At 71.0% G+C, this 20,742-nt stretch carries 21 protein-coding genes; 7 read left to right on the forward strand and 14 right to left on the reverse strand.

The window, feature by feature from the left end:
* The first annotated feature begins 3 nt into the window (after nt 1–3).
* From ACFQQL_RS10420 to ACFQQL_RS10440, 5 genes are read left to right on the forward strand one after another with little or no spacing between them, the layout of a single operon-like run.
* Nucleotides 4–1,314 (forward strand): ABC transporter substrate-binding protein, encoded by a 1,311-nt coding sequence (locus tag ACFQQL_RS10420; RefSeq protein ID WP_382394032.1) that lies wholly within the window; start codon nt 4–6, stop codon nt 1,312–1,314.
* Complete coding sequence (locus ACFQQL_RS10425; protein WP_382394034.1) at nt 1,311–2,246, forward strand: carbohydrate ABC transporter permease; 936 nt, start codon at nt 1,311–1,313, stop codon at nt 2,244–2,246. Before ACFQQL_RS10420 ends, ACFQQL_RS10425 begins: the two co-directional genes overlap by 4 nt.
* Nucleotides 2,247–2,284: 38 nt before the next feature.
* A complete protein-coding gene (locus ACFQQL_RS10430; RefSeq protein ID WP_382394036.1) occupies nt 2,285–3,142 on the forward strand; it encodes a carbohydrate ABC transporter permease in 858 nt (285 codons plus the stop codon).
* Nucleotides 3,139–3,804 (forward strand): hypothetical protein, encoded by a 666-nt coding sequence (locus ACFQQL_RS10435; protein WP_382394038.1) that lies wholly within the window; start codon nt 3,139–3,141, stop codon nt 3,802–3,804. The genes ACFQQL_RS10430 and ACFQQL_RS10435 overlap by 4 nt, the downstream gene beginning before the upstream one ends.
* Before the next feature lie 57 nt (nt 3,805–3,861).
* Nucleotides 3,862–4,842, forward strand: coding sequence for a TIGR03557 family F420-dependent LLM class oxidoreductase (locus ACFQQL_RS10440; RefSeq protein ID WP_382394040.1), 981 nt, complete (start codon nt 3,862–3,864; stop codon nt 4,840–4,842).
* Nucleotides 4,843–4,855: 13 nt separating this feature from the next.
* Here ACFQQL_RS10440 and ku read toward each other — a convergent pair whose 3' ends face one another.
* From ku to ACFQQL_RS10465, 5 genes are all read right to left on the reverse strand, one after another.
* Nucleotides 4,856–5,770 (reverse strand): non-homologous end joining protein Ku, encoded by a 915-nt coding sequence (ku, locus tag ACFQQL_RS10445; protein ID WP_382394042.1) that lies wholly within the window; start codon nt 5,768–5,770, stop codon nt 4,856–4,858.
* Nucleotides 5,771–5,877: 107 nt separating this feature from the next.
* The gene (locus ACFQQL_RS10450) at nt 5,878–6,252 is read right to left on the reverse strand and encodes a VOC family protein (protein ID WP_382394044.1); all 375 of its coding nucleotides are present in this window, start codon (nt 6,250–6,252) and stop codon (nt 5,878–5,880) included.
* 88 nt (nt 6,253–6,340) lie between these two features.
* On the reverse strand, nt 6,341–7,060 hold the full coding sequence (locus tag ACFQQL_RS10455) for an alpha/beta fold hydrolase (protein WP_382394046.1): 720 nt from the start codon (nt 7,058–7,060) through the stop codon (nt 6,341–6,343).
* Nucleotides 7,057–8,562 (reverse strand): MFS transporter, encoded by a 1,506-nt coding sequence (locus tag ACFQQL_RS10460; protein ID WP_382394048.1) that lies wholly within the window; start codon nt 8,560–8,562, stop codon nt 7,057–7,059. The genes ACFQQL_RS10455 and ACFQQL_RS10460 overlap by 4 nt, the downstream gene beginning before the upstream one ends.
* Nucleotides 8,559–9,026, reverse strand: coding sequence for a VOC family protein (locus ACFQQL_RS10465; protein WP_382394050.1), 468 nt, complete (start codon nt 9,024–9,026; stop codon nt 8,559–8,561). The genes ACFQQL_RS10460 and ACFQQL_RS10465 overlap by 4 nt, the downstream gene beginning before the upstream one ends.
* A 120-nt stretch (nt 9,027–9,146) precedes the next feature.
* Here ACFQQL_RS10465 and ACFQQL_RS10470 point away from each other — a divergent pair, with 120 nt between their 5' ends.
* The gene (locus tag ACFQQL_RS10470; protein WP_382394052.1) at nt 9,147–9,827 is read left to right on the forward strand and encodes a winged helix-turn-helix transcriptional regulator; all 681 of its coding nucleotides are present in this window, start codon (nt 9,147–9,149) and stop codon (nt 9,825–9,827) included.
* Between the two features lie 30 nt (nt 9,828–9,857).
* Here ACFQQL_RS10470 and ACFQQL_RS10475 read toward each other — a convergent pair whose 3' ends face one another.
* Nucleotides 9,858–10,349, reverse strand: coding sequence for a MarR family winged helix-turn-helix transcriptional regulator (locus ACFQQL_RS10475; protein WP_382394054.1), 492 nt, complete (start codon nt 10,347–10,349; stop codon nt 9,858–9,860).
* Between the two features lie 120 nt (nt 10,350–10,469).
* Between ACFQQL_RS10475 and ACFQQL_RS10480 the strand changes: the two genes are divergently transcribed.
* A complete protein-coding gene (locus ACFQQL_RS10480) occupies nt 10,470–11,321 on the forward strand; it encodes an NAD(P)H-binding protein (RefSeq protein WP_382394056.1) in 852 nt (283 codons plus the stop codon).
* Nucleotides 11,322–11,331: 10 nt separating this feature from the next.
* On the opposite strand, the gene ACFQQL_RS10485 is transcribed toward ACFQQL_RS10480, so the two are convergent.
* From ACFQQL_RS10485 to ACFQQL_RS10520, 8 genes are all read right to left on the reverse strand, one after another.
* Nucleotides 11,332–12,171, reverse strand: coding sequence for an ABC transporter ATP-binding protein (locus ACFQQL_RS10485; RefSeq protein WP_382394058.1), 840 nt, complete (start codon nt 12,169–12,171; stop codon nt 11,332–11,334).
* The gene (locus ACFQQL_RS10490) at nt 12,168–13,211 is read right to left on the reverse strand and encodes an ABC transporter ATP-binding protein (RefSeq protein WP_382394060.1); all 1,044 of its coding nucleotides are present in this window, start codon (nt 13,209–13,211) and stop codon (nt 12,168–12,170) included. Before ACFQQL_RS10490 ends, ACFQQL_RS10485 begins: the two co-directional genes overlap by 4 nt.
* Complete coding sequence (locus tag ACFQQL_RS10495; protein ID WP_382394062.1) at nt 13,208–14,110, reverse strand: ABC transporter permease; 903 nt, start codon at nt 14,108–14,110, stop codon at nt 13,208–13,210. Before ACFQQL_RS10495 ends, ACFQQL_RS10490 begins: the two co-directional genes overlap by 4 nt.
* A complete protein-coding gene (locus ACFQQL_RS10500; RefSeq protein ID WP_382394063.1) occupies nt 14,107–15,075 on the reverse strand; it encodes an ABC transporter permease in 969 nt (322 codons plus the stop codon). The genes ACFQQL_RS10495 and ACFQQL_RS10500 overlap by 4 nt, the downstream gene beginning before the upstream one ends.
* Entirely contained in the window at nt 15,072–16,706 is a 1,635-nt protein-coding gene (locus ACFQQL_RS10505; protein WP_382394065.1) for an ABC transporter substrate-binding protein, read from the reverse strand. The genes ACFQQL_RS10500 and ACFQQL_RS10505 overlap by 4 nt, the downstream gene beginning before the upstream one ends.
* A 109-nt stretch (nt 16,707–16,815) precedes the next feature.
* Complete coding sequence (locus ACFQQL_RS10510) at nt 16,816–18,564, reverse strand: dipeptide ABC transporter ATP-binding protein (RefSeq protein ID WP_382394067.1); 1,749 nt, start codon at nt 18,562–18,564, stop codon at nt 16,816–16,818.
* Nucleotides 18,561–19,628 (reverse strand): ABC transporter permease, encoded by a 1,068-nt coding sequence (locus tag ACFQQL_RS10515; protein WP_382394069.1) that lies wholly within the window; start codon nt 19,626–19,628, stop codon nt 18,561–18,563. The genes ACFQQL_RS10510 and ACFQQL_RS10515 overlap by 4 nt, the downstream gene beginning before the upstream one ends.
* Nucleotides 19,628–20,695 carry an ABC transporter permease gene (locus tag ACFQQL_RS10520; protein WP_382395358.1) on the reverse strand — a complete coding sequence of 356 codons (1,068 nt, stop codon included), beginning with the start codon at nt 20,693–20,695 and terminating at the stop codon, nt 19,628–19,630. Before ACFQQL_RS10520 ends, ACFQQL_RS10515 begins: the two co-directional genes overlap by 1 nt.
* Nucleotides 20,696–20,742 lie beyond the last annotated feature (47 nt).

Genomic DNA, 20,742 nt, shown 5'->3' on the forward strand with positions numbered 1-20,742 from the left:
GCGATGACCGTGACCCCCGGCGGTCGCGGCCTGACGCGCCGCGGCGCCCTCGGACTGCTCGGCTCGGGCGCGCTGCTGCCGCTGGCAGGCTGCGGCGGAGCGCCCGGCGCGGCGTCCGAGGGTGTCTCGGCCGGCACCGTGGAGTTCACCTACCTCGGGGACATCAACCAGCGGGAGAAGTTCGAGGCGCTCTTCGCCGAGTTCAACGCCGAGCATCCCCAGATCGACCTGCAGGCGTCGGCGAAGTCCGGCACCTGGGCCCAGTTCGCGTACGCGGTGGCCACGCAGATCGCGGGTGGCCGGCCACCGGACATCGTGCAGATCGCGACCGAGGGGCAGCAGCTCTTCGCCTCCAAGGGCGTCCTGGAGCCGCTGGACCGGTTCATGGACGAGGACCGTGACCTCGTCGAGGAGTACTACGCCGACATCCACGACAACCTGCGGATCTGGACCCAGCGGTACGGCTCGCTCGACGAGCACACCTACTACGTCCCCGGCGGCTACAACCCGATCGTGCAGTTCTGCAACGCCGAGCTCCTCGAGCGCGCCGGTGTGGACCTGCCGGACGAGGGCTGGCGGTGGGACGACCTCATGGAGGCCGGCCGGAAGGTCAAGGCCCAGGGCGCGTACCTCATGACCGTGCAGAACGGCTACTGGCACGACGTGCTGCCCTGGCTGACCAACAACGGGACCTCGAGCCTGAACGAGGACTGGACCGAGGCCATCATCAACAGCCCCGAGGCGATCGAGGCCGCGGAGATGGCCCGGGCGCTCGTCGCTGCCGGCTATGCGCCGGAGCCCGGCGGCAGCTACGACGCGCCCACCCTCATGCAGCGCGGGGAGCTCGCGGCGTTCCACGACGGCGCCTTCGGCATCGTCAACGCCGACCGCATCGGCATGACCGACCGGATCAAGGTGGTCTTCTTCCCCAACAACGGCGTGCACGGCTCACCCGTCGGCTGGGACGCCTGGGACATCACCCGGGCCTCCCAGCACCAGGACGAGGCGTGGACCTTCATCTCCTACCTCATGTCGCGGGAGGCGGGGGAGTTCTTCGCCGAGACCGGCGGCACCATCGTGCCGGCCCGCCGCTCCGTGGCCGCCTCCGAGGCGTTCCTCGGCGGTGCCCCCGAGGGCAGCATCCGACTCGTGGAGGCGTTGGAGGTCGAGTACGCCACGCCGGTGCCCTCGCCCGAGCGGGGCCCGGAGATCCAGTCGATCGTCGAGGAGGGCTGGCTGCAGATCATCGCCGGTTACGCCGATGCCCGCACCCAGCTGACCCGCACCTACGACAAGATCGGGCCGCTGCTGTGACGCTCGCCCCCGCACGCCCCGTCGCGGCCGCCGCGCCCCGGCGCGAGCAGCGTTCCGGCGACCTCGCCCGGAGCTGGCTCGGCTACGTCTTCGTGAGTCCCGCCGTCGTGCTGTTCGTCGTCTTCATCGGCGGGCCGTTCGTCGTCGCGATCGGGCTGAGCCTCTTCTCGTGGGACATGCTCACCCCGCCGGAGTTCGTGGGCCTGGAGAACTTCCGGCTGCTGCTCGCCGACCCCACGCTGCTGCAGGCGTTCGGCAACACGTTCCTGTTCGCGATCGCCTCGGTGGTGACCCACGTCGTCGGGGCCCTCGTCCTCGCGCTCGCGGTCAACCGCGTCGCGAGCCGCGTGGTGTCCTACTTCGTCCGAACGGCCGTGTTCTTCCCGTTCATCATCTCGTGGGCCGCCGTCGCGCTGCTGTGGCAGTACATGCTCGACCCGACCTTCGGGCTGGTGAACCACTACCTGCAACGGGTGGGCATCACGCCACCCGACTGGTTCCTCGACCCGAGCTGGGCGTTGCCGGCCATCATCGGGATCGACTTCTGGCACACCCTCGGCTTCACCTTCGTCATCATGCTCGCCGGTCTGCAGACCGTCCCGAAGCAGCTGATCGAGGCCGCCCGCACCGACGGCGCCACGAACCGGCAGGTGTTCTGGCACGTCACCGTGCCGATGATGTCCCCCACGCTGTTCTTCGCGATGGTGGTGACCTTCATCGGCGCCTTCCAGATCTTCGACCCGATCCAGATCATCACCCAGGGCGGGCCGGACGACGCCACCACCACGCTCGTCATGTACCTCTACGAGCAGGGCTTCCAGGCCTTCCAGGTCGGATACGCCGCCACGGTGGCGATCGTCGTCTTCGTCGTCATCATGCTCGTGACGCTGCTGCAGTTCTGGGGCTCGCGGAAGTGGGTGCACCAGCAGTGACGGCACAGAGCGCACCGTCCGGGACGACGACGCCGCCCGTGCCGACGTCACACCCCGCGGCGCCGCGACGCCGGCGGCTACGGACCGGCAACCTCGTGGTCGACGTGCTCCTGGTGCTCTTCGGCCTGGTCATGGTCGCGCCGCTCGTGTGGCTGGTCTCCACGAGCCTCACCGACCCCGCCGAGGCGTTCCGGCTCCCGCCGAACTGGCTCCCGGTCCGCCCCACCCTCGGCAACCTCGCGGGCGTCGGGGGGCTGGTCCCGTTCGGGCAGATGGCCCTCAACAGCATCACCGTCTCGGTGGTCGCGACGCTCGGCTCCCTCGTGGTCAGCTCGCTGGCCGCCTACGGCTTCTCGCGGTTCGCGTTCCGCGGGCGGGACACGCTCTTCATGATCATGCTCAGCGCCCTCATGGTGCCGGCGCAGCTGCTCATCATCCCGGTGTTCATGCTCATGCGGTCCCTCGGGCTCGTCGACACCCTCGTCGCGCTCTGGCTCCCGGCGCTGATCCAGGTCTTCTCGATCTTCTTCCTCCGGCAGTACTTCAACTCCATCCCGCGCGACCTCGACGACGCCGCCAAGCTCGACGGCGCCGGCCACCTGTGGATCCTCTTCCGCATGATCGTGCCGCTGTCCGGCCCGGCGGTCTCCGCCGTGGCGATCCTCGTCTTCGAGTCCACCTGGAACAGCTACTTCCAGCCGCTGATCTTCATCAGCACGCCGGAGAACATGACGCTGCCGCTCGGCCTCGTCGCGCTGCAGTCCGCGCAGGGCGGCGTCGAGCCCACGGGCGTCTTCGCCGCCATCACGGCGGTCGTGCTGCCGGTGCTGGTCCTCTTCCTGGTCTTCCAGCGCCACTTCGTGGCCTCCATCGCCACCGCGGGCATCCGGGGATGAGCGTCACGGGAGGGACCGACGAGGCGGTCCTGCGCGCGGCGGTGCGCGGCGCGTGGACCCAGCTCCCGGTCCTGCTGGCCGGCAGCCTCGCGGTCACCGGGGCCGCCGCGCTCGCCCTGCTGGCGGCCGCGGTCTGGGCGCCGGCCGGCCCCGTGGTGGCCGTGCTCGGCGTCGCGCCGACGGTGCACGCCCTGGTCCGGTGCGCGCTCGACGTCGTCGACGGCGCCGAACCCGGCGTGCGCGACTACGGCACGGCGCTGCGGGAGCTGGCCGCCCGCGCCGTGGCGACGGCGGCGGTGCCGGCGGCCCTCGCGGGCCTCACGTTGGCGGCGCTGGCCGCCCACGCGCGCGGCGGACCGGTCTTCCTGGTCCCGGCCGGGCTGGGGGTGACGGCCACGGTGCTCGGCACCGCCGCTCTGCTGGTCCTGCTGCCGCTGCGCGCCCGACGGCGTGAGCCGGGCGGCGCCGCCGCATGGCTGCTCGCCCTGCACGTGCTGGGCCGTGCCCCCGTGCCCTTCCTCGCCGCGGCCGCCCTGGCCGGGCTGGGGATGTGGGCCTCGGTGACCGTGTCCAACGGGCTGTTCCTCCTGGTGCCGGCGCCGGTCGCGCTGGTGCTGGCAGCGGCGTACCGCGTCTCGCCCGCGGAGCGGATGCTGGCCTGAGCCGCCGACGCGCCGCCTGCGGATGCCGACGCCGCGACGTGCTGCGAACCTGGGCGCATGACGCGATTCGGCTACACCCTGATGACCGAGCAGGCCGGCCCCAAGGACCTCGTGCGGTACGCCCAGGAGGCCGAGCGGCGCGGGTTCGACTTCGAGGTCTGCTCCGACCACTACTTCCCGTGGCTGGACTCCATGGGCCACTCGCCCTACGCGTGGGCCGTCCTCGGTGCCGCCGCGCACGCCACCGAGCGGGTCGAGCTGCTGTCCTTCGTGACCTGCCCGATCATGCGCTACCACCCCGCCGTGGTGGCGCAGAAGGCCGCCACCGTGGGCCTCCTCGCCGATGGCCGGTTCATCCTCGGTCTCGGCGCCGGCGAGAACCTCAACGAGCACGTGGTGGGGGAGCGATGGCCGGCCGTGGCCGAGCGGCACGACATGCTCGAGGAGGCCCTGGTGATCATTCGCGACCTCCTCGACGGCGAGCAGCTCACCTTCGCCGGCGACCACTACCGGGTGGACCAGGCCAAGCTGTGGGACCTGCCCGAGCAGACCGTCGAGACGGGCGTCGCGGTCTCCGGCCCGGAGTCCGTCTCGCGGTTCTCCTCGATGGCCGACCATCTCATCACCACCGACCCCGACCCCGAGGTGGTCAGTCAGTGGCAGGAGCAGCGCCGGGAGGCGGGACTGCCCGAGGGTCGCGTGATCGGCCAGGTGCCGATCAGCTGGGACCCGGACCCCGACATCGCGCTGGAACGCGCGCACGAGATGTTCCGGTGGTCCGGCCTGGGGTGGCACGTCAACGCCGACCTGCCCACCACGCAGGCGTTCGAGGCGGCCACGGCGGCCCTCCGGCCGGAGGACGTGGCGAGCTCGATCGCCTGCGGGCCCGACCTGGACGCCGTGGTGGAGTCCGTCCGGCCGTACTGGGAGGCGGGGTTCACCGACGTGGCCGTCGTCCAGGTGGGCGGGGACACGCAGGACCGGTTCTTCGAGCAGGCGGCGGAGCCGCTGCTGGAGAAGCTCCGCGCGGCCGCCTGAGGAGTACGCCTCGTCAGGCGGAGCGGGCCTTCTTCTTCGCCGTCGACTTCTTCCGGGCGGGCTTCGTCTCGGCGGTCTCCGGCGCGGGCTCCTCGTCGGCCGGTTCCTCGGCCGGTTCCTCCGCCTTCCCGCCGGCGCGGTCCTTCCTGGACTCCTCGACCGAGCGGCGCAGCGCCTCCATGAGGTCCAGGACCTGTCCGCCCTCCTCGGCCTCGGCCTCCTCGCCGAACGTCGCCTCGGTGTCCAGGGCGTCGCCCTGCTCGAGCTTCGCGGCGACCAGCTCCCGGAGCTGGATCTGGTAGTCGTCGCTGAACGCGCCGGGCGTGAAGTCTGACTCGTAGCTCCGGACCAGCGCCGCGGACATCTCGAGCTCCTTGTCCGAGACGTCCACCTCCTGGTCGAGCTCGGGGAAGTCGGCGGCGCGCACCTCGTCCTCCCACAGCAGTGACTGCAGGACCAGCACGTCGTCGCGCACGCGCAGCGCCGCCAGCCGGGTCTTCTGCCGCAACGTGAAGGTGACGATCGCGGTGCGGTCGGTCTGCTGGAGCGTCTCGCGCAGCAGGGCGTAGGACTTCAGCGACTTCGAGTCCGGGGCCAGGTAGTAGGCGCTGCCCATCATGATCGGGTCCACCTGCTCGGTGGGCACGAACTCCTGCACGTCGATCTCGCGGGTCCGCTCGACGGGCAGGGCCGAGAAGTCGTCCTTGGTGAGGACCACCGTCTGCTGGCCGTCGTCGTAGGCCTTGTCGATGTTCTCGTAGTCGACGACCTGGCCGCACTTCTCGCAGCGGCGCTGGTACCGGATGCGTCCGCCGTCGAGGTCGTGCACCTGGTGCAGCGGGACGTCGTGGCTCTCGGTGGCGCTGTACAGCTTCACGGGCACGTTGACGAGCCCGAAGGTGATCGCGCCCTTCCAGATCGCGCGCACGGCGGTGTCCTCTCTCTTGTCGCTACCCCAGTGAACCGCCTGGGCATGGCTTCGCGCCAGCGTTCAAGGACGCGATCACGCGCGATCACACGCGCGATCCGGCGCGCTCAGGCGGACTCGGGGTCCTCCGGGTCGCCGCCGAAGCCGATCTCGCTGCCGTCGGGGTCGTGGTACAGCGCCTTGCGCACGCCGTTGTCGTACGTCTCGGTGCGGTCCGGCCGCAGCCCGCGGGCCTCGGCGGCGGCGACGAACGCGTCGAGGTCGCGCAGGAACACCGTGAGCTGGGTGTGGCCGGCGTGTGCCGGCTCCTCCTCGACGGCGAGGTAGCGGTGCTCGTCCAGCTCCCACACCGACTCGGTCGGGTGGGCGACGAAGGCGGGTGGGCCGCCGAGCAGCTGCTCGTACCAGGCGGCCGCGGCGGCGAAGTCGCTGACGGAGACGACCGCGAAGAGGTCGCAGTCCTTCGTGTGGCTCGATGTCATGTGGTTGCTCCTCGTCAGGCGGGTTCGACGGCGTCGAGATACCGGTCACGGTGCGTGGGGGCCACCGTCAGCCACCCGGCGACGACGATCATCGGCCCGCCCGTTCCGGCTCCGCCGCCCGGGAGACGGCGAGGATGGTCGCGGCGAGCTCGGCCGGGTGTGAGAGGTAGGCGCAGTGGCCGCCGGGCACCTCGGCGGGGGACTGGATGCCGAGGCGACGGCGGGCCAGGTCGCGTTGGAACGCCGCGGGGAGGAAGCGGTCGTCACGGAAGACGACGAACGACGTCGGCACCTCCGGCCACGTCTCGAGCGGGAACGGTTCGGCCATCATGCTGGCCGACTGGTCGCGGGCGCGCCGCAGCTCCTCCTCGGCGAGCTCGGGCTCCACGTCGTGGAGGAACGTGGCGATCTCGCCGTCGTACGACGGCCGCTCCGCGGCGGTGAAACCACTGGCCTCCCACCACTCGTCCGCCGTCTCGCCGGGCGCGGGGATCATCGCAGCGCAGAGCACGAGGTGGTCGGCGCCGAGCCGGTCGGCGACGAGCGGGGCGACGAAGCCGCCGAGCGAGTGCCCGACCACGACCGTGCCCGTGCCGTCCGTGCCCGAACCATCTGTGCCCGCACCGTCTGTGCCGGCCGCGGTGGCCGCTGCCACGACGGCGTCCGCGCAGTCGTGGAGGCCCTTGGACTCGTCGTCGCACGGCATGTCGATGACGACCACCCGATGCCCGGCCGACTCGAGCTCGGCCCGGACCCGGTGCCACTCCCACGCGGTACCGCCGGCGCCGTGGCAGATGACGACCGTCATGAGCGTGCCTCCTCGGTGGGCCCCGCCGTCTCGAGGGTCACGGCGCTCCCGTCGTGGTCCCCACCCTGCCGCGCCGCTGCGACCGACACCAGGGCAACTGAGTCCGGCGCCGGGCCCGGAAGCCCTGCCTCCGGGGCCGGTGCCTCGCCGTCGTCGCCCGGCGGCTCCTGCTCGGGTGCCTCGGCGTAGCGACGCGAGATCCTGCGGTACGCCGGTGTGCGGAGCGCGCCCAGGGCCAGCAGGACCCCGAGGGCGCCTGTGACGAGGAAGATCAGGGCCATCCCGCGCGCGTCGCCGGCGCCCAGCAGCCACGCCCAGTCGGCGCGGGCGGCCGGTGTCTCCATGTACGGGATGATGAGGTACTCCGCGATCGGCGCGACGAGGAAGGCGGTCACCGGGGCCGCCGCTGCCTCGAACGTCATCGCGAACCCGAAGACCCGGCCCTGCTTCTCGTACGGCACGACCTTCTGGATGACGGTCTGCTCGGCAGACTCGACCGCCGGCATCAGCGCCATCCAGAGGAACATCCCGACGACGAACAGCCAGCCCCACTCGCGCAACGTGAAGACGCCGCCGAGTCCGCCCATCACGGCCGCCACGACGAGCATGGTGCGGACCGGGTTCCGGCCCAGGCCAAACTTGGCGATGACCCCGCCGCCGACCATGAAGCCGGTGGACGCCACGGCGAGCCAGACGCCCCACATCTCCGGCGAGAACAGGGTGAGTCCGTACGGGTCCATGAGCGCCATGTAGACGCCGCCGAGGAGGTTGTTGAGCGTGGTGAACAGCACGAGGGCGAGGAGTCCCGGCGCGGACCGCACTGCCCGCCACCCGATCCGCACGTCGTTCCAGCCCGCCTGGCCCTCGGACTGGACGATCTGCGGCTCAGGGATGCGGACGAGGGCGAGGTGCACGAGCGTGACGCCCATGGCGGCGGTGCCGATGACGAGCGTGGGGCCCATGCCCAGCAAGCCGATCGCCAGCCCGCTGAAGACGCTGGTCACCAGGAACGTCAGCCCTTGCACGGTGCCGACCAGGCCGTTGGCATTGGCACGACGCTCCTCGGGCACGAGCAGCGTCACCGTGGTGGACAGCGCGATGCCGCGCAGCTGGACGACGACGGAGCCGGCGAGCATCGAGGTCGCGAACAGCCAGAACCACGGCCCGGCGAGCGTGCCGACGGCGTCCTCGCCGACGGCGAAGAACAACACGGCGTCGAGGACGAAGACGATGAACGCGACGACCGTCGCCCAGACCATGACCGCCTTCTTCCGGTGCCGGTCCACCAGCGAGCCGAAGGCCATGCTGAAGAGCGAGATGAACAGCATGTAGGCGCCGCCGATCACGCCGGTGGCGAGCACCGAGCGCGTCTCGAGGTAGATCCAGAAGGTGAGGGCGAACCACACGAAGCTGGTGGTCACGTTCGCCGCGCCGGTGTTGACGAGCACGTGCAGGAAGGTGCGGAAACCGTCTCGGGGCGGGGCCGCGGTGGGCACGCTCATGAGCCTGATCCTTCGTCTGGTCCGGTCTGTGTGGTCTGTGTGGTCTGTCTGGTCGGTGCGGTCGTCGCCGCGGAGATCTCCCAGAGGTGACCGTCCGGGTCGGCGACGGTCCCGGTGTATCCCCACGGCTGCTCGCCGGGGGCGGTGACGAGGTCGGCACCCGCGTCCGTCGCGCGCCGGACGAGCCGGTCGACGGCGGCGTCGTCGGCGACCGTCACGCCGAGCAGGCACTCGACCGTGTGCGGCGCGGCCACCGCACGGTCGCCGACCGCCCAGCCGAACCCGTCGGTGGGGACGAGCACGAGATGGAGCCCGTCGTTGACGGCGAGCGTGAGCGGCTCCGGGAGCCCGTCGCTCTCCGGCTCGCCCACCGTGCCGAGCTCGAGGGCCGAGGTGTAGAACGCGTGCGCTCGGTGGCGGTCGGCGACGGGGAGTGCGACGACGGCCGGCGTGAAGGTCGGCATGCTGGCGCTCCTGGGTCGGTCGGGCTGCCCGGGTGGGGCTTCGTCACGCACGCTACCCGCCGAGGTTAGGAAAAACAACCAATTAGAGCGAAAAGAAAACTCAAGTGGTACCGTGGCCGCATGACCGGCAAGCGGTGGTACGACGACGCGTGCGGGCTCGCGCAGGCGCTGAACGTGGTCGGGGAGCGCTGGGCCCTGCTCATCGTTCGCGAGCTCGTGCTCGGCGCGAAGCGGTTCGCCGACCTGCGGGCCGACCTGCCCGGGATCTCCAGCAACGTCCTCTCCCAGCGCCTCGGTGAGCTCGAGGAGCGCGGCGTCGTCCGCCGTCGGCGGATCCCGCCGCCCGCTGCGAGCACGGTGTACGAGCTCACCGAGTGGGGTGCCGAGCTCGAGCCGGTCATCTGCGTCCTCGGTCACTGGGGCGCACGGTCGCCCGTCTACGACGGCGCCGTGCTGAGCTGCACCTCCGCGGTGATGTCCCAGCGCACCATGTTCCGCGCCGACGCGGCGCCCGGGCTCTCGGTCGCGATCGGGCTGCGGATGCCCGAACGGGACCACGTCCGGCCGTTCCGGGCGCAGGTCGAGGACGGCACGTTCACGATCGACCCGGTCGAGGAGCTCGGGCCGGACGTGGACGCGGTGGTCACGGCGACGCCTGCCGTGCTCGCCGACATCCTCTACGAGGGGCGCGAGGTCTCCGAGGCGATCGAGGTCGGGGACCTGACCGTGGAGGGGGACCGGTCGGCGTTCGAGCGGTACGTGGGCTGCTTCTGGCTGCCCCAGCGCGCCGAGGCCGGCTGACCTCGCAGGCCGCCCGGCAGCAACGACCGGTCAGCGGCGTACCGTGCCCACGAGACCCAGCTTCCGCTCGGGGTCCAGCCGGGTGGCGATGGTCGCCGAGATCTGCTTCAGCTCGGTGATCTGAGACGCCTCGAGCCCCTCGAACACCAGCGACCGGACGTTCTCCACGTGCCCCGGCGCGGTCTGCACGACCTTCTCCCATCCGGCGTCCGTGAGCACCGCCATCGTGCTGCGGCCGTCGTCCGGGTCCGGTCGGCGCACGACCCAGTCCCGGTCGGCGAGCCGGTCGAGCAGGTGCGAGAGCCGCGAGACGCTCATGTTGGCCATCGTGGCGAGCCGGCTGATGCGGATGGTCCGTTCCGGCGCCTCGGAGAGCGCCGAGAGCACCGCATAACCGGCATGCGTGAGGCCCGCGTCGCGCTGGAGCTGGGAGTCGAGCGCGCCCGGCAGCACCATCAGGACCGTCATGAGCGACCGCCACGCGTCCTCCTGCTCGGCGGTCAGCCAGCGTGTCTCGCTCATCGGACCAGCCTACGGCGCGGCCGCGGCCGGGAATGCGGCGTCGGTCGTTCGCGGTTGGCCTCGACACGACGCACACTCCAGGACCCGGCGCCGAGGCCGGGCAGGACGAGGGAGACCACGATGACCACGTACGCCGTCACGGGAGCCACCGGCCACTACGGCCCGATCGTCGTCGAGACGCTGCTGGCGCGCGGGGTGGCGCCGGGCGACGTCGTCGCGATCGCGCGGGAGCCCGTTCGGGCCGACCTCCCCGAGGGAGTCGTCGTCCGGGAGGGCGACTACGACCGGCCCGAGACTCTCGCCCCGGCGCTCGCCGGGGTCGACCGGCTGCTCCTGGTCTCCGGCAACGAGGTCGGGCGGCGGGTGCCGCAGCACACCGCCGTCGTGGAGGCCGCCCGCACGGCCGGAGTCGGGCGGGTCTTCTACACCTCGGTGCTGCGTGCGGCCACGACGCCGCTCGTCATCGCCCCTGAGCACAAGGCCACCGAGGAGGCCCTCGCGGCCTCCGGGATCCCGCACACGCTGCTGCGCAACGGCTGGTACATGGAGAACTACACCAGGGCCGCGCCGCAGCACCTCGCGAGCGGCGTGATCAACCACGCGGCAGGGGAGGGACGCATCGCCGCCGCCACCCGTGCCGACCTCGCCGAGGCCGGCGCCGCCGCGATGGTCGCTGCCGAGCCGCGGGACGTCTACGAGCTCGCCGGCCCGGGGTTCACCTACGCCGACCTCGCGCGCACCCTGACCGAACTGACCGGGACACCGGTCGAGGCCCGGGCGCTGACGCCGCAGGAGCTGACGGACGCGCTCACCGCCGCCGGGGTCGACGACGGCACGGCCGGGTTCCTCGTCACCCTCGACCGGAACATCGCCGACGGCGCGCTCGACGGCGACCCGGCCGACCTCGAGGGTCTGCTCGACCGTCCGGCCACACCGCTCGCCGAGGCGCTGCGCCTTGCGCTCGCGGTGTGACGTCGCCGGACTAGTCCTGGTCGTCCAGCACGATGCGCTGCTTCGTGCCGCGTTGTGACGGGTCTTTGATCGGGACGGCGGAGAGCAGCGCCTGGGTGTAGGGGTGTTGCGGATCGTCGAAGAGCCGCTGACGGTCGGTGTTCTCGACGATGCGTCCGCGGCGCATCACGGCGACGTGGTCGGAGATGTGGCGCACGACGTCCAGGTCGTGCGCGATGAACAGGTAGGTGAGGCCGAGCCGCTCCTGCAGCTCCCGGAGGAGGTTGATCACCTGGGCCTGGATCGAGACGTCCAGAGCACTGACCGGTTCGTCGAGCACCAGCAGCCGCGGTTCCAGGGCCAAGGCCCGGGCGATCCCGATCCGTTGACGCTGCCCACCGGAGAACTCGTGCGGGTAGCGGTTGGCGTGCTCGGGCCTCAGGCCCACCATGTCCAGCAGCTCCCGCACCCGCCGGGTCCCGCCGCGTCGGTACCGGCCATGGATGCGCAACGGCTCGGCGACGATCTCGTTGACCGTGAGTCGCGGGTCCAGCGAGGCGTAGGGGTCCTGGAAGACCATCTGCAGGTCACGCCGCACGCCGCGCAGCTGCCGCTTGCCCAGGCTCGCCAGGTCGTGGCCGCGGAACTCGACGGTCCCGGACGTGGGCCGGAGGAGCCGGACGATGCAGCGGGCGACGGTGGACTTTCCCGAGCCCGACTCGCCGACCAGGCCGAGGGTCTGCCCCTGACGGATCTCAAAGCTGACGCCGTCGACGGCGCGCGTCGTCCGAGCGGCGCGGTGGCCCGGTCCGGCGCCGTGGAACTCCTTCACGAGCCCGCTCACCCGCAGCATGACGTCGGAGCCGGTCATCGGTCCGCACCGCCTTCCGCGGACCTGCTCTTCGCGCCTTCGTCCCGTTCGCCCGCGAGCTCTTCGTGGTAGTGGCACCGACTGCTGCGCCGTGCGGTGCCGTCCTCGACGGGGAGCAGGGCTGGCTCCTCCAGCCGGCACGGGGCTCGTCCGTGGGACTGGTCGCACCGCGGATGGAAGGGGCAGCCGGAGGGCAGGCTCAGCAGGCTCGGTGCCTGGCCGGGGATCGCCGGCAGCTGCTCCGACTGCTCGAGACCGGGCCGACTGGCCAGCAGTCCCCGGGTGTACGGGTGCCGCGGCTCGCGGAAGATGTCGTGGACCCCGCCGGTCTCCACGACCCGGCCGGCGTACATGACCACCACCCGGTCCGCCATCTCGGCGATGACGCCCAGGTCGTGGGTGATGAGGATGATCGAGGCCTCCATCTCCTGCCGCGTGCGGGCGAGAAGCTCGAGCACGCGCGCCTGGACCGTGACGTCGAGGGCAGTGGTGGGCTCATCGGCGATGAGAAGCTTGGGCCGGTTCGCGACCGCCATGGCGATCATGACCCGTTGGCGCATCCCGCCGGAGTACTCGTGCGGGTACTGGTCCACCCGGCGCTCGGGATCGTCGACGCCGACCGCACGGAGCAGCTCCACCGCCGTCGCATGCGCGTCGCCCTTCGTCACGTCGCGGTGAGTGCGGATCGCCTCGGCGATCTGCCGGCCCACCGTGAGGACAGGGTTCAGTGACGTGATCGGGTCCTGGAAGACGAGTGCGAGCTCGTCGCCCCGGAGCCGGCGAAGCTCGTCCGGCGGCAGTGCCAGCAGGTCCCTGCCGTCGAAGACCGCCCGGCCCTGCACCACCCGGCCGGTGCGGGGCGGGACGAGGCCGAGCACGGACATCGCCGTGACGCTCTTGCCCGACCCGGACTCGCCGACCACGCCGACGACCTCGCCGCGGCCGACGTCGAAGCTGACGTGGTCCACCGCCCGCACCACACCGTCCGGGGTGTCGAACTCGGTGACCAGGTCCTGGACGGACAGCAACGGTTCGCTCATCGGTCTGCCCCCTTTCCGGACTCCGGGTCCAAGGCGTCGCGCAGCCCGTCGCCGATGAAGTTCACGGCGAGGGACAGCACGACGATGGTCACGCCGGGCATGACCACCAGCCACCACTGCGTGAGCATCGAGCTCTGGCCGTCGGAGATCAGCTTGCCCAGTGCCGGCGTCGGCGGATCGATGCCGAACCCGAGGTAGGACATCGTCGATTCCAGGAGGATCGCCTGGGCGACGACGAGGGTGGCGTTGACGATGATCGGTCCCATCGTGTTGGGCACCATGTGCCGGAAGATCAGCCGCAGGTCTCCCGCGCCGAGGACCCGGCCTGCCTGGACGTACTCCGCCTCGCGCAGGCTCAGGCACTGTCCGCGCACGATCCGCGCGATGGTGGTCCACATGACGACGCCGAGGATCAGCGCGACCCGAACGGGGGAGCCGCCACCGAGGAACGCGGCGAAGACCAGCACCACCGCGAGGAACGGCAACGTCATGATGAAGTCGACGACGCGCATGAGGATGTTGTCCACCAGGCCGCCGTAGAAACCCGCGAGGGCGCCGACGACCGTGCCGATGACCGTGGAGATGACGGCGACCAGGATCGCCACCTGTACCGACGTGCGCGTGCCGTGGAGGACTCGGCTGAAGTAGTCCCGTCCGACCTTGTCGGTGCCGAAGAAGTGATAGTCGGTGACGGTCGGGGGTCGGCTGACGTTCTGCAGGTCCAGCTCGTCATAGGCGTACGGCGCGATCCACGGGGCCAGGAACGCCGCGACGGCGATCAGCGCGAACACGACCAGGCTGGTCATGGCCAGGCGGTGGTGCAGGAAGCGGCGCAGTGCTCGCTGGCCCTGGGACTGCAGGACGGGCAGGTCCTGCTCCGGGGACGTTCCGCGGCTCATACGCGGCTCCGTGGATCGAGGACCCCGTACGCGAGGTCCGCGAGGAGGTTCCCGATGAGCACGAGGACCGCCGTCACCATGAAGAAGGCCATGACGCTGTAGACGTCGCGTTCCTCGAGAGACTCGATGAAGAACAACCCCATGCCGTCCAGGCTGAACACCGTCTCCGCGACGATCGAACCACCGAACGTCAGGCCGATGTTCAGACCGACCACCGTGGCGATCGGGACCAGCGCGTTGCGGAGCGCGTGACGGCGCATGACGTCCTTCTCCAGCACACCCTTGGCGCGGGCGGTCTGCAGATACTGGGCGCTGAGCACCTCCAGCATCTCGCTGCGCATGTAGCGGCTGTAGGCCGCGACGTTGACGTACGCGACCGCTGCGATCGGCAGCGCCAGGTGCTGCAGCCGATCCACGAGGAAGAGGAGGCCGCTCCCCGGATCGATCGAGCTCAGACCGGAGGTGTAGAAGATCCGGACGCCCGAGGCGAGGTAGAGGTTGGTGAAGAGGACCTGGAGGATCAGAGCGAACCAGAACACGGGGATCGAGTAGCCCAGGAAGCTCAGGCCCGTCAGGCCGTAGTCCAACCAGCTGTACTGGCGCCGGGCGCAGACAACTCCGATCGGCACCGCGACGACCAGGGCGATCAGCTCGGCGGCGACGACGAGCTGCAACGTGTTCACTGCTGCGCGCGAGAGGTCGGGCCAGATCGCCTGACCGAACGTGGACGTCCCGAAGGCGTTGGTGACGGCGTCGTGCACCCAGTAGCCGTACTGCACCAGGAGCGGCTCGTCGAGGTGCTTGGCCTCCACCGTGGCCTGGATGGTGGCCTCGCTGACGTTCGGGGAGCGGCGAAGCTGGGACAGCGGGTCACCGATCGAGGAGATGCCGAAGAAGACGACGACACTCGCCGCGAAGAGCACCGGGACGCTGTAGATGACCCGCCGCACGATGTAGCCGGTCATCGCCTGCCCCAGACCTCGACATTCCAGAACGCACCCCAGTCGGTGGGGTTGGGGCGCGGTCCTTCGATCTGGCGGGACCACGCGAGAAAGACCGGGCTCTGGTATAGCGGCAGCGCGGGAAGCTCGTCGGCCATGATGGCGTCCGCTCTGTGGAGCAGCTCGGCGCGACGCTGCGGGTCGAGCTCGGTGCGGCTGGCCGAGACGAGCCGGTCCACCTCCTCGTCGCAGTACGACCGGTAGTTCATGGCACCGTCGCACGCCCAGAACTCCAGCGCCGGGTTCGGATCCGCGGTGTTGAGCCAGGCCTGGTTGAACAGCTCCCAGGCGCCGTCGCTCCCCGAGGGCCACAGCTCCCCGAAGAACGAGGCAGGGTCCTGGGTCTGGGAGGTGAGCTCGATGCCGATGTCGCGCAGGTACGCCTGGATGATCACGAACTGCAGCTCGCGGAGCTCGTTGCCCGAGGTGTAGGCGTAGTCGAACGAGAGGCGGACGCCGTCGCAGACGAAGATCCCGTCCTCGCCGGTGACGCACCCGTGCTCCCTCAGCAGGGCACGAGCCCCATCGGGATCGAAGGACCACCGGTCGAAGGCGGGTTCGTACTCGGGCTGGTCGTTCACGTAGACGATGCTCTGCAAGGGCTCGGCGGCGGGATTCATGGGGCCGATGAGGACGCGGACCAGCTCCCGGCGGTTGATCCCCATCGCGATCGCCTCACGCACGAAGGCGTGCTCCTCCCCGAGGCCCTCGACGCCGTGGTTGAGCTCGAAGAACTCCCAGACGCCACCGGACGTGACCTCGTGCTCGATGCCCTCGAGCTCGCGGACCTGGTCGACGAGGTCCGTCTGCGGCTGGGAGCTGAGCATGTCGATCTCCGCGCCGCGCAACGCCTGGACCTGCACGCTGGAGTCCTCGATGAAGCGCAGCACGAAGCGGTCGAAGCCGGGGGTGGACTCGCCCCAGAAGTTCTCGTTCCTCCTGAGCGTCATCTGCTGCCCCCGGTCCCAGCTCTCGAACATCAGCGGGCCGCTGGACACCGTGATGCCGTCGTCCCAGACCTCGTCGAAGTCCTCACCCTCCAGCACGTGCGCCGGCAGGATGGATCCGGCGGCGTTGCTGAACAGGGAGCGCCACGGCGCGTAGGGCTCCTTGAACACCATGCGGAAGGTCTTGTCGTCGACGATGCGCGACGCCTCCATGTCGACCATCTGGCAGCCGGCGCGCACCGCGATCGCGTAGTCCTCGTTCAGGCAGGTCTCCAGGGTGAACCGGATGTCCTCAGCGGTGATCGGGACGCCGTCGCTCCACGTGGCCTCCTCCTTGAGTCGATAGGTCACCGTGAACGGGTCCTGCTCGACCTCCGGCTGGCCGTCCAGCAGGAGCGGCTCGTACTCGAACTCCGGTGTCAGGCGCCACAGCGGGTACAGGATCGGCAGCGTCAGTGTGTGCGTGGCCTGCAGGTTCCCCTCGCTGACCCACGGGTTCATCACGGCGGGCTCCTGGGCCAGCCCGGCAACGAGCGTGCCGTCCGCGAGGCGGCCGCTCCGATCCTGCGGCGTCAGAGCGCTGCAGGCCGATGCGAGCATGATCAGCACCAGGACGAGGGCGAACCCCTGCTTGCGCGATCGGCGCACGGACTCCCCTCACACCCGCGGTGGTCGGCCGCATCGGCGGCAACGCTCTCGGGCGCCCAGGCTTCCACAGCAGCCCCGCGCCCGCAGGTCGGGATCGCGACCGGCCGGCTCAGCCGCGCAGCGCCGCCAGCTCCTCCCGCCGCTGCTGCTGCTCGACGGGGTCCGGCACCGGCACCGAGGCCAGCAGGCGCTGGGTGTAGGCGTCCTGCGGGTCCGCCAGCACCTGCGCGCTCTCGCCGAGCTCGACGAGCTGGCCGCGGTAGAGCACCGCGATGCGCCGGGCGAGCATGCCGACCACGGCGAGGTCGTGGCTGATGAAGAGCGTGGCGAAGCCCAGCCGTTCCTGCAGCTCGGTGAAGACCTCGAGCACCCGCGCCTGGACCGAGACGTCCAGCGCCGACGTCGGCTCGTCCGCGACGAGCAGCTCGGGGTCGAGCGCGAGTGCACGGGCGAGGCTGGCGCGCTGGCGCTGCCCGCCGGACAGCTCGTGCGGGTACCGCGCCCCGAAGGCCTGCGGCAGGTGCACGGCGTCGAGCAGCTCCTCGACCCGGCGGCGGATCCGGCGCGGGTCCTGCTCCTGGCCGTGGACCACCAGCGGCTCGGCGATGCAGTCGGCGATCGTCAGCAGCGGGTTGAACGACGTCGCCGGGTCCTGGAACACGAAGCCGATCCGCGCCCGCAGAGGACGGAACGTGCGCTCGCGGAAGCCGACCATCTCGTGCCCGAGGACCTCGAGCGAGCCGCCGGTCGCGCGTGTGAGGCCCGCGATGGCGCGACCGATGGTGGTCTTCCCGGAACCCGACTCGCCGACCAGGCCGAGGACCTCGCCCGGCGCGATGGAGAACGACGCCCCGTTCACCGCACGGAACCCGGCCCGCCCCAGCCGTCCGGGGTAGACGATCTCCAGGTCGCGTGCTCGCACCACCGGGGTGCTCTCGCCCGGGGACTGCTCGGGGAGCTGCGCCTCGGTCCGTTCCTCGGTCGGCTCCGTGACTCGTTCCGGCTGGGGCTCGGCGACCTCGGCCGCGACTCGCCCGCCGAGCCTCGGCACGGCGGACAGCAGCGCCCGGGTGTACTCGTGGCGCGGCGCGGAGAACAGGGACCGGGCGTCGGCCTCCTCGACCACCTGCCCGCGGTACATCACCGCGACCCGGTCGGCCAGGTCGGCGACGACGCCCATGTTGTGCGTGATCAGCACGATGGCGGTCCCGAACTCGGTCCGGACCCGCCGCAGCAGGTCGAGGATCTCGGCCTGCACCGTGACGTCCAGGGCCGTCGTCGGCTCGTCGGCGACGATCACCTTCGGCCCGAGCACGAGTGCCATGGCGATGACGATGCGTTGCTTCTGGCCGCCGGAGAACTGGTGCGGGTAGTGGTCCACACGCTCCTCGGGGTCCGGGATGCCGACCCGGCCGAGGATCTCGATCGCCTTCGCCCGCGCCTCCTTCTTGGAGTGCTGGCCGTGCGCGCGCAGGCCTTCCGAGATCTGCCAGCCGACCGTGTAGACGGGGTTGAGGGCCGAGGACGGCTCCTGAAAGACCATGGCCACGTCGCGGCCGCGGACCTGCCGCAGCTCGGCCGCGTCGAGCGCGACCACGTCCTGCCCGGCGAGCAGCACCGCACCGTCGACCGTGGCGGTCTCCGGGAGCAGCCCGAGGATGGACTTGCCGGTCACGGTCTTGCCGGACCCGGACTCACCGACGACGGCGAGCACCTCGCCCGGGCGGACGGAGAGGCTCACGCCCTCCACGGCGCGCACCGGCTCGGCGTCGGTGGCGAAGGTGATGTGCAGGTCCTTGATGTCCACGACGCTCTCGCGCGCCGTTCCGCCCGCCGCGGGGTGATGCGTGCCGGTCATCGGGCACCTCCGAAACTCGGGTCCTCCGCCGTCGCCTCGCCGGTCGTGTCGCCGTCGGCCCCGGCCGCCGCGGGCGCGACGATCGTGACGCCTCCGGTGACCCTCCGGCGGATCCGCAGGCGCGGGTCGGACAGGTCGTTGAGGCTCTCCCCGACGAGGGTCGCGCCGAGCACGAGCAGGACGATCGCCAGGCCCGGGAACACACCGGTCCACCAGATGCCCGAGGCGACGTCCGCGACCGCACGGTTGAGGTCGTAGCCCCACTCCGCCCCCGCGGTGGGGTTGATGCCGAAGCCCAGGAAGCCCAGGCCGGCCAGGGTGAGGATGGCCTCGGAGGCGTTGAGCGTCACGATGAGCGGCAGCGACCGGGTGGCGTTGCGCAGCACGTGCCGGAACAGGATCCGCGACGTCGAGGTCCCGATGACCTGCGCCGACTCCACGAACGGCTCGGCCTTGAGCCGGACCGTCTCGGCCCGCACCACACGGAAGTACTGCGGCACGAAGACCACCGTGATGGACAGTGCCGCAGCGACGATGCCGCCCCACTTCGAGGACTGGCCGCCGGAGATCACGATCGAGATGACGATGGCCAGCAGCAGCGTGGGGAAGGCGTAGATGGCGTCGGCGATCGTCACCAGCAGGCGGTCCAGCCAGCCACCGAGGTAGCCGGAGATCAGTCCGAGCAGCACGCCGAGGAACATCGAGGCGGCGACGGCGATGATCACCGTGGACAGCGCGGTCTGGGACCCCCAGATCACCCGGGAGAGGACGTCGTACCCACCGACGGTGGTGCCCCAGACGTGGCCCTCGCCGGGAGCGGCCTGCCGGGCGAAGTTGCCGGCGTCGCCGGAGAGCTGGTTGAACCGGTACGGAGAGATGACCGGCGCGAGCAGAGCGAGCGCGGCGAACCCCAGGCAGATGGCCAGCCCCGTGATGAGCATGCCGCGCTGCAGCCCGACGGACTGGCGCAGCTGCCAGATCAGGGGCAGGCGCTTCCACCGGGCCTCGGTGGAGCCGCCGTGGGCGACGGTCGCCTCGGTGGTGTCGGTGACGGTCTCGGCCATCAGTACCTCACCCTCGGGTCGATGAGTGCCGCGATGACGTCGACGACGAAGTTCGTGACCGCCACGACGACGGCGAGCAGCGCCACGATGCCCTGGACCGCGACGAAGTCGCGGGCACCGAGGTACTGCGTGAGCTGGAAGCCCAGGCCCCGCCACTCGAACGTCGTCTCGGTGAGGACCGCGCCGCCGAGCATCATGGCGATCTGCAGACCCATGACCGTGACGATCGGGATGAGAGCGGGCTTGTAGGCGTGCTTGCGGACGAGGCGTGACTCGGCGACGCCGCGTGACCTGGCGGCGTCGACGTACTCCCGGCCGAGCGTGCCGATGAGGTTGGTGCGGACGAGCCGCAGGAAGACGCCCGCGGTCAGCAGCCCGAGTGCGAGCGCGGGCAGGGCCGCGTGCGCCAGCACGTCGGAGATGAGGTCCCACCGGCCCGTGCGCAGGGCGTCGAGGATGTTGATGCCGCTGGACCCGGCGATCTGGTCGAGCACGAGCTGGACCTCGGGGCTCGCGCGTCCGGAGAGGGGGAGCCACCCGAGCCAGACCGCGAAGACGAGCTTGAGCAGGAGGCCGGCGAAGAACACCGGCGTCGCGTAGCAGAGGATCGCGAAGATCCGCAGGACCGCGTCCGGCCACCGGTCGCGCAGGTAGGCGGCGAGCATGCCCAGGGGGACGCCGACCACGAACGCGACGACCAGCGCGAAGAGCACCAGCTCGAGGGTCGCGGTGCCGTACTCCACGAGGATCTCGGTGATCGCCCGGTTGTCGGTGACCGACCGACCGAAGTCACCGGTGAACACCTGCCCGAGGTACTCGGCGTACTGCACGAGCAGGGGGCGGTCGTACCCGGCCGCGTGCAGCCGCTCCTGGAGCTGGGCCGGGGTCAGTCGTCCACCCACCGACGCGGTGATCGGGTCCCCGACCACCCGCATGACGAAGAACACGAGCGTGACGAGGATGAAGACGGTCGGGATGATGAGCAGGAACCGGACGAGGACGTACCGGCCCAGGCCCGAGCCCGGGACGCGGGCCTTCGTGCCCCCGACCGTCCGGTCGTCGGCGATCGTCAACGCAGATGACTCCTTCGCATGGTGGTGAGCCGGGCCGTCCT

Source organism: Georgenia alba (assembly GCF_042665525.1).
In the GTDB taxonomy this organism is placed as follows: domain Bacteria; phylum Actinomycetota; class Actinomycetes; order Actinomycetales; family Actinomycetaceae; genus Allobogoriella; species Allobogoriella alba.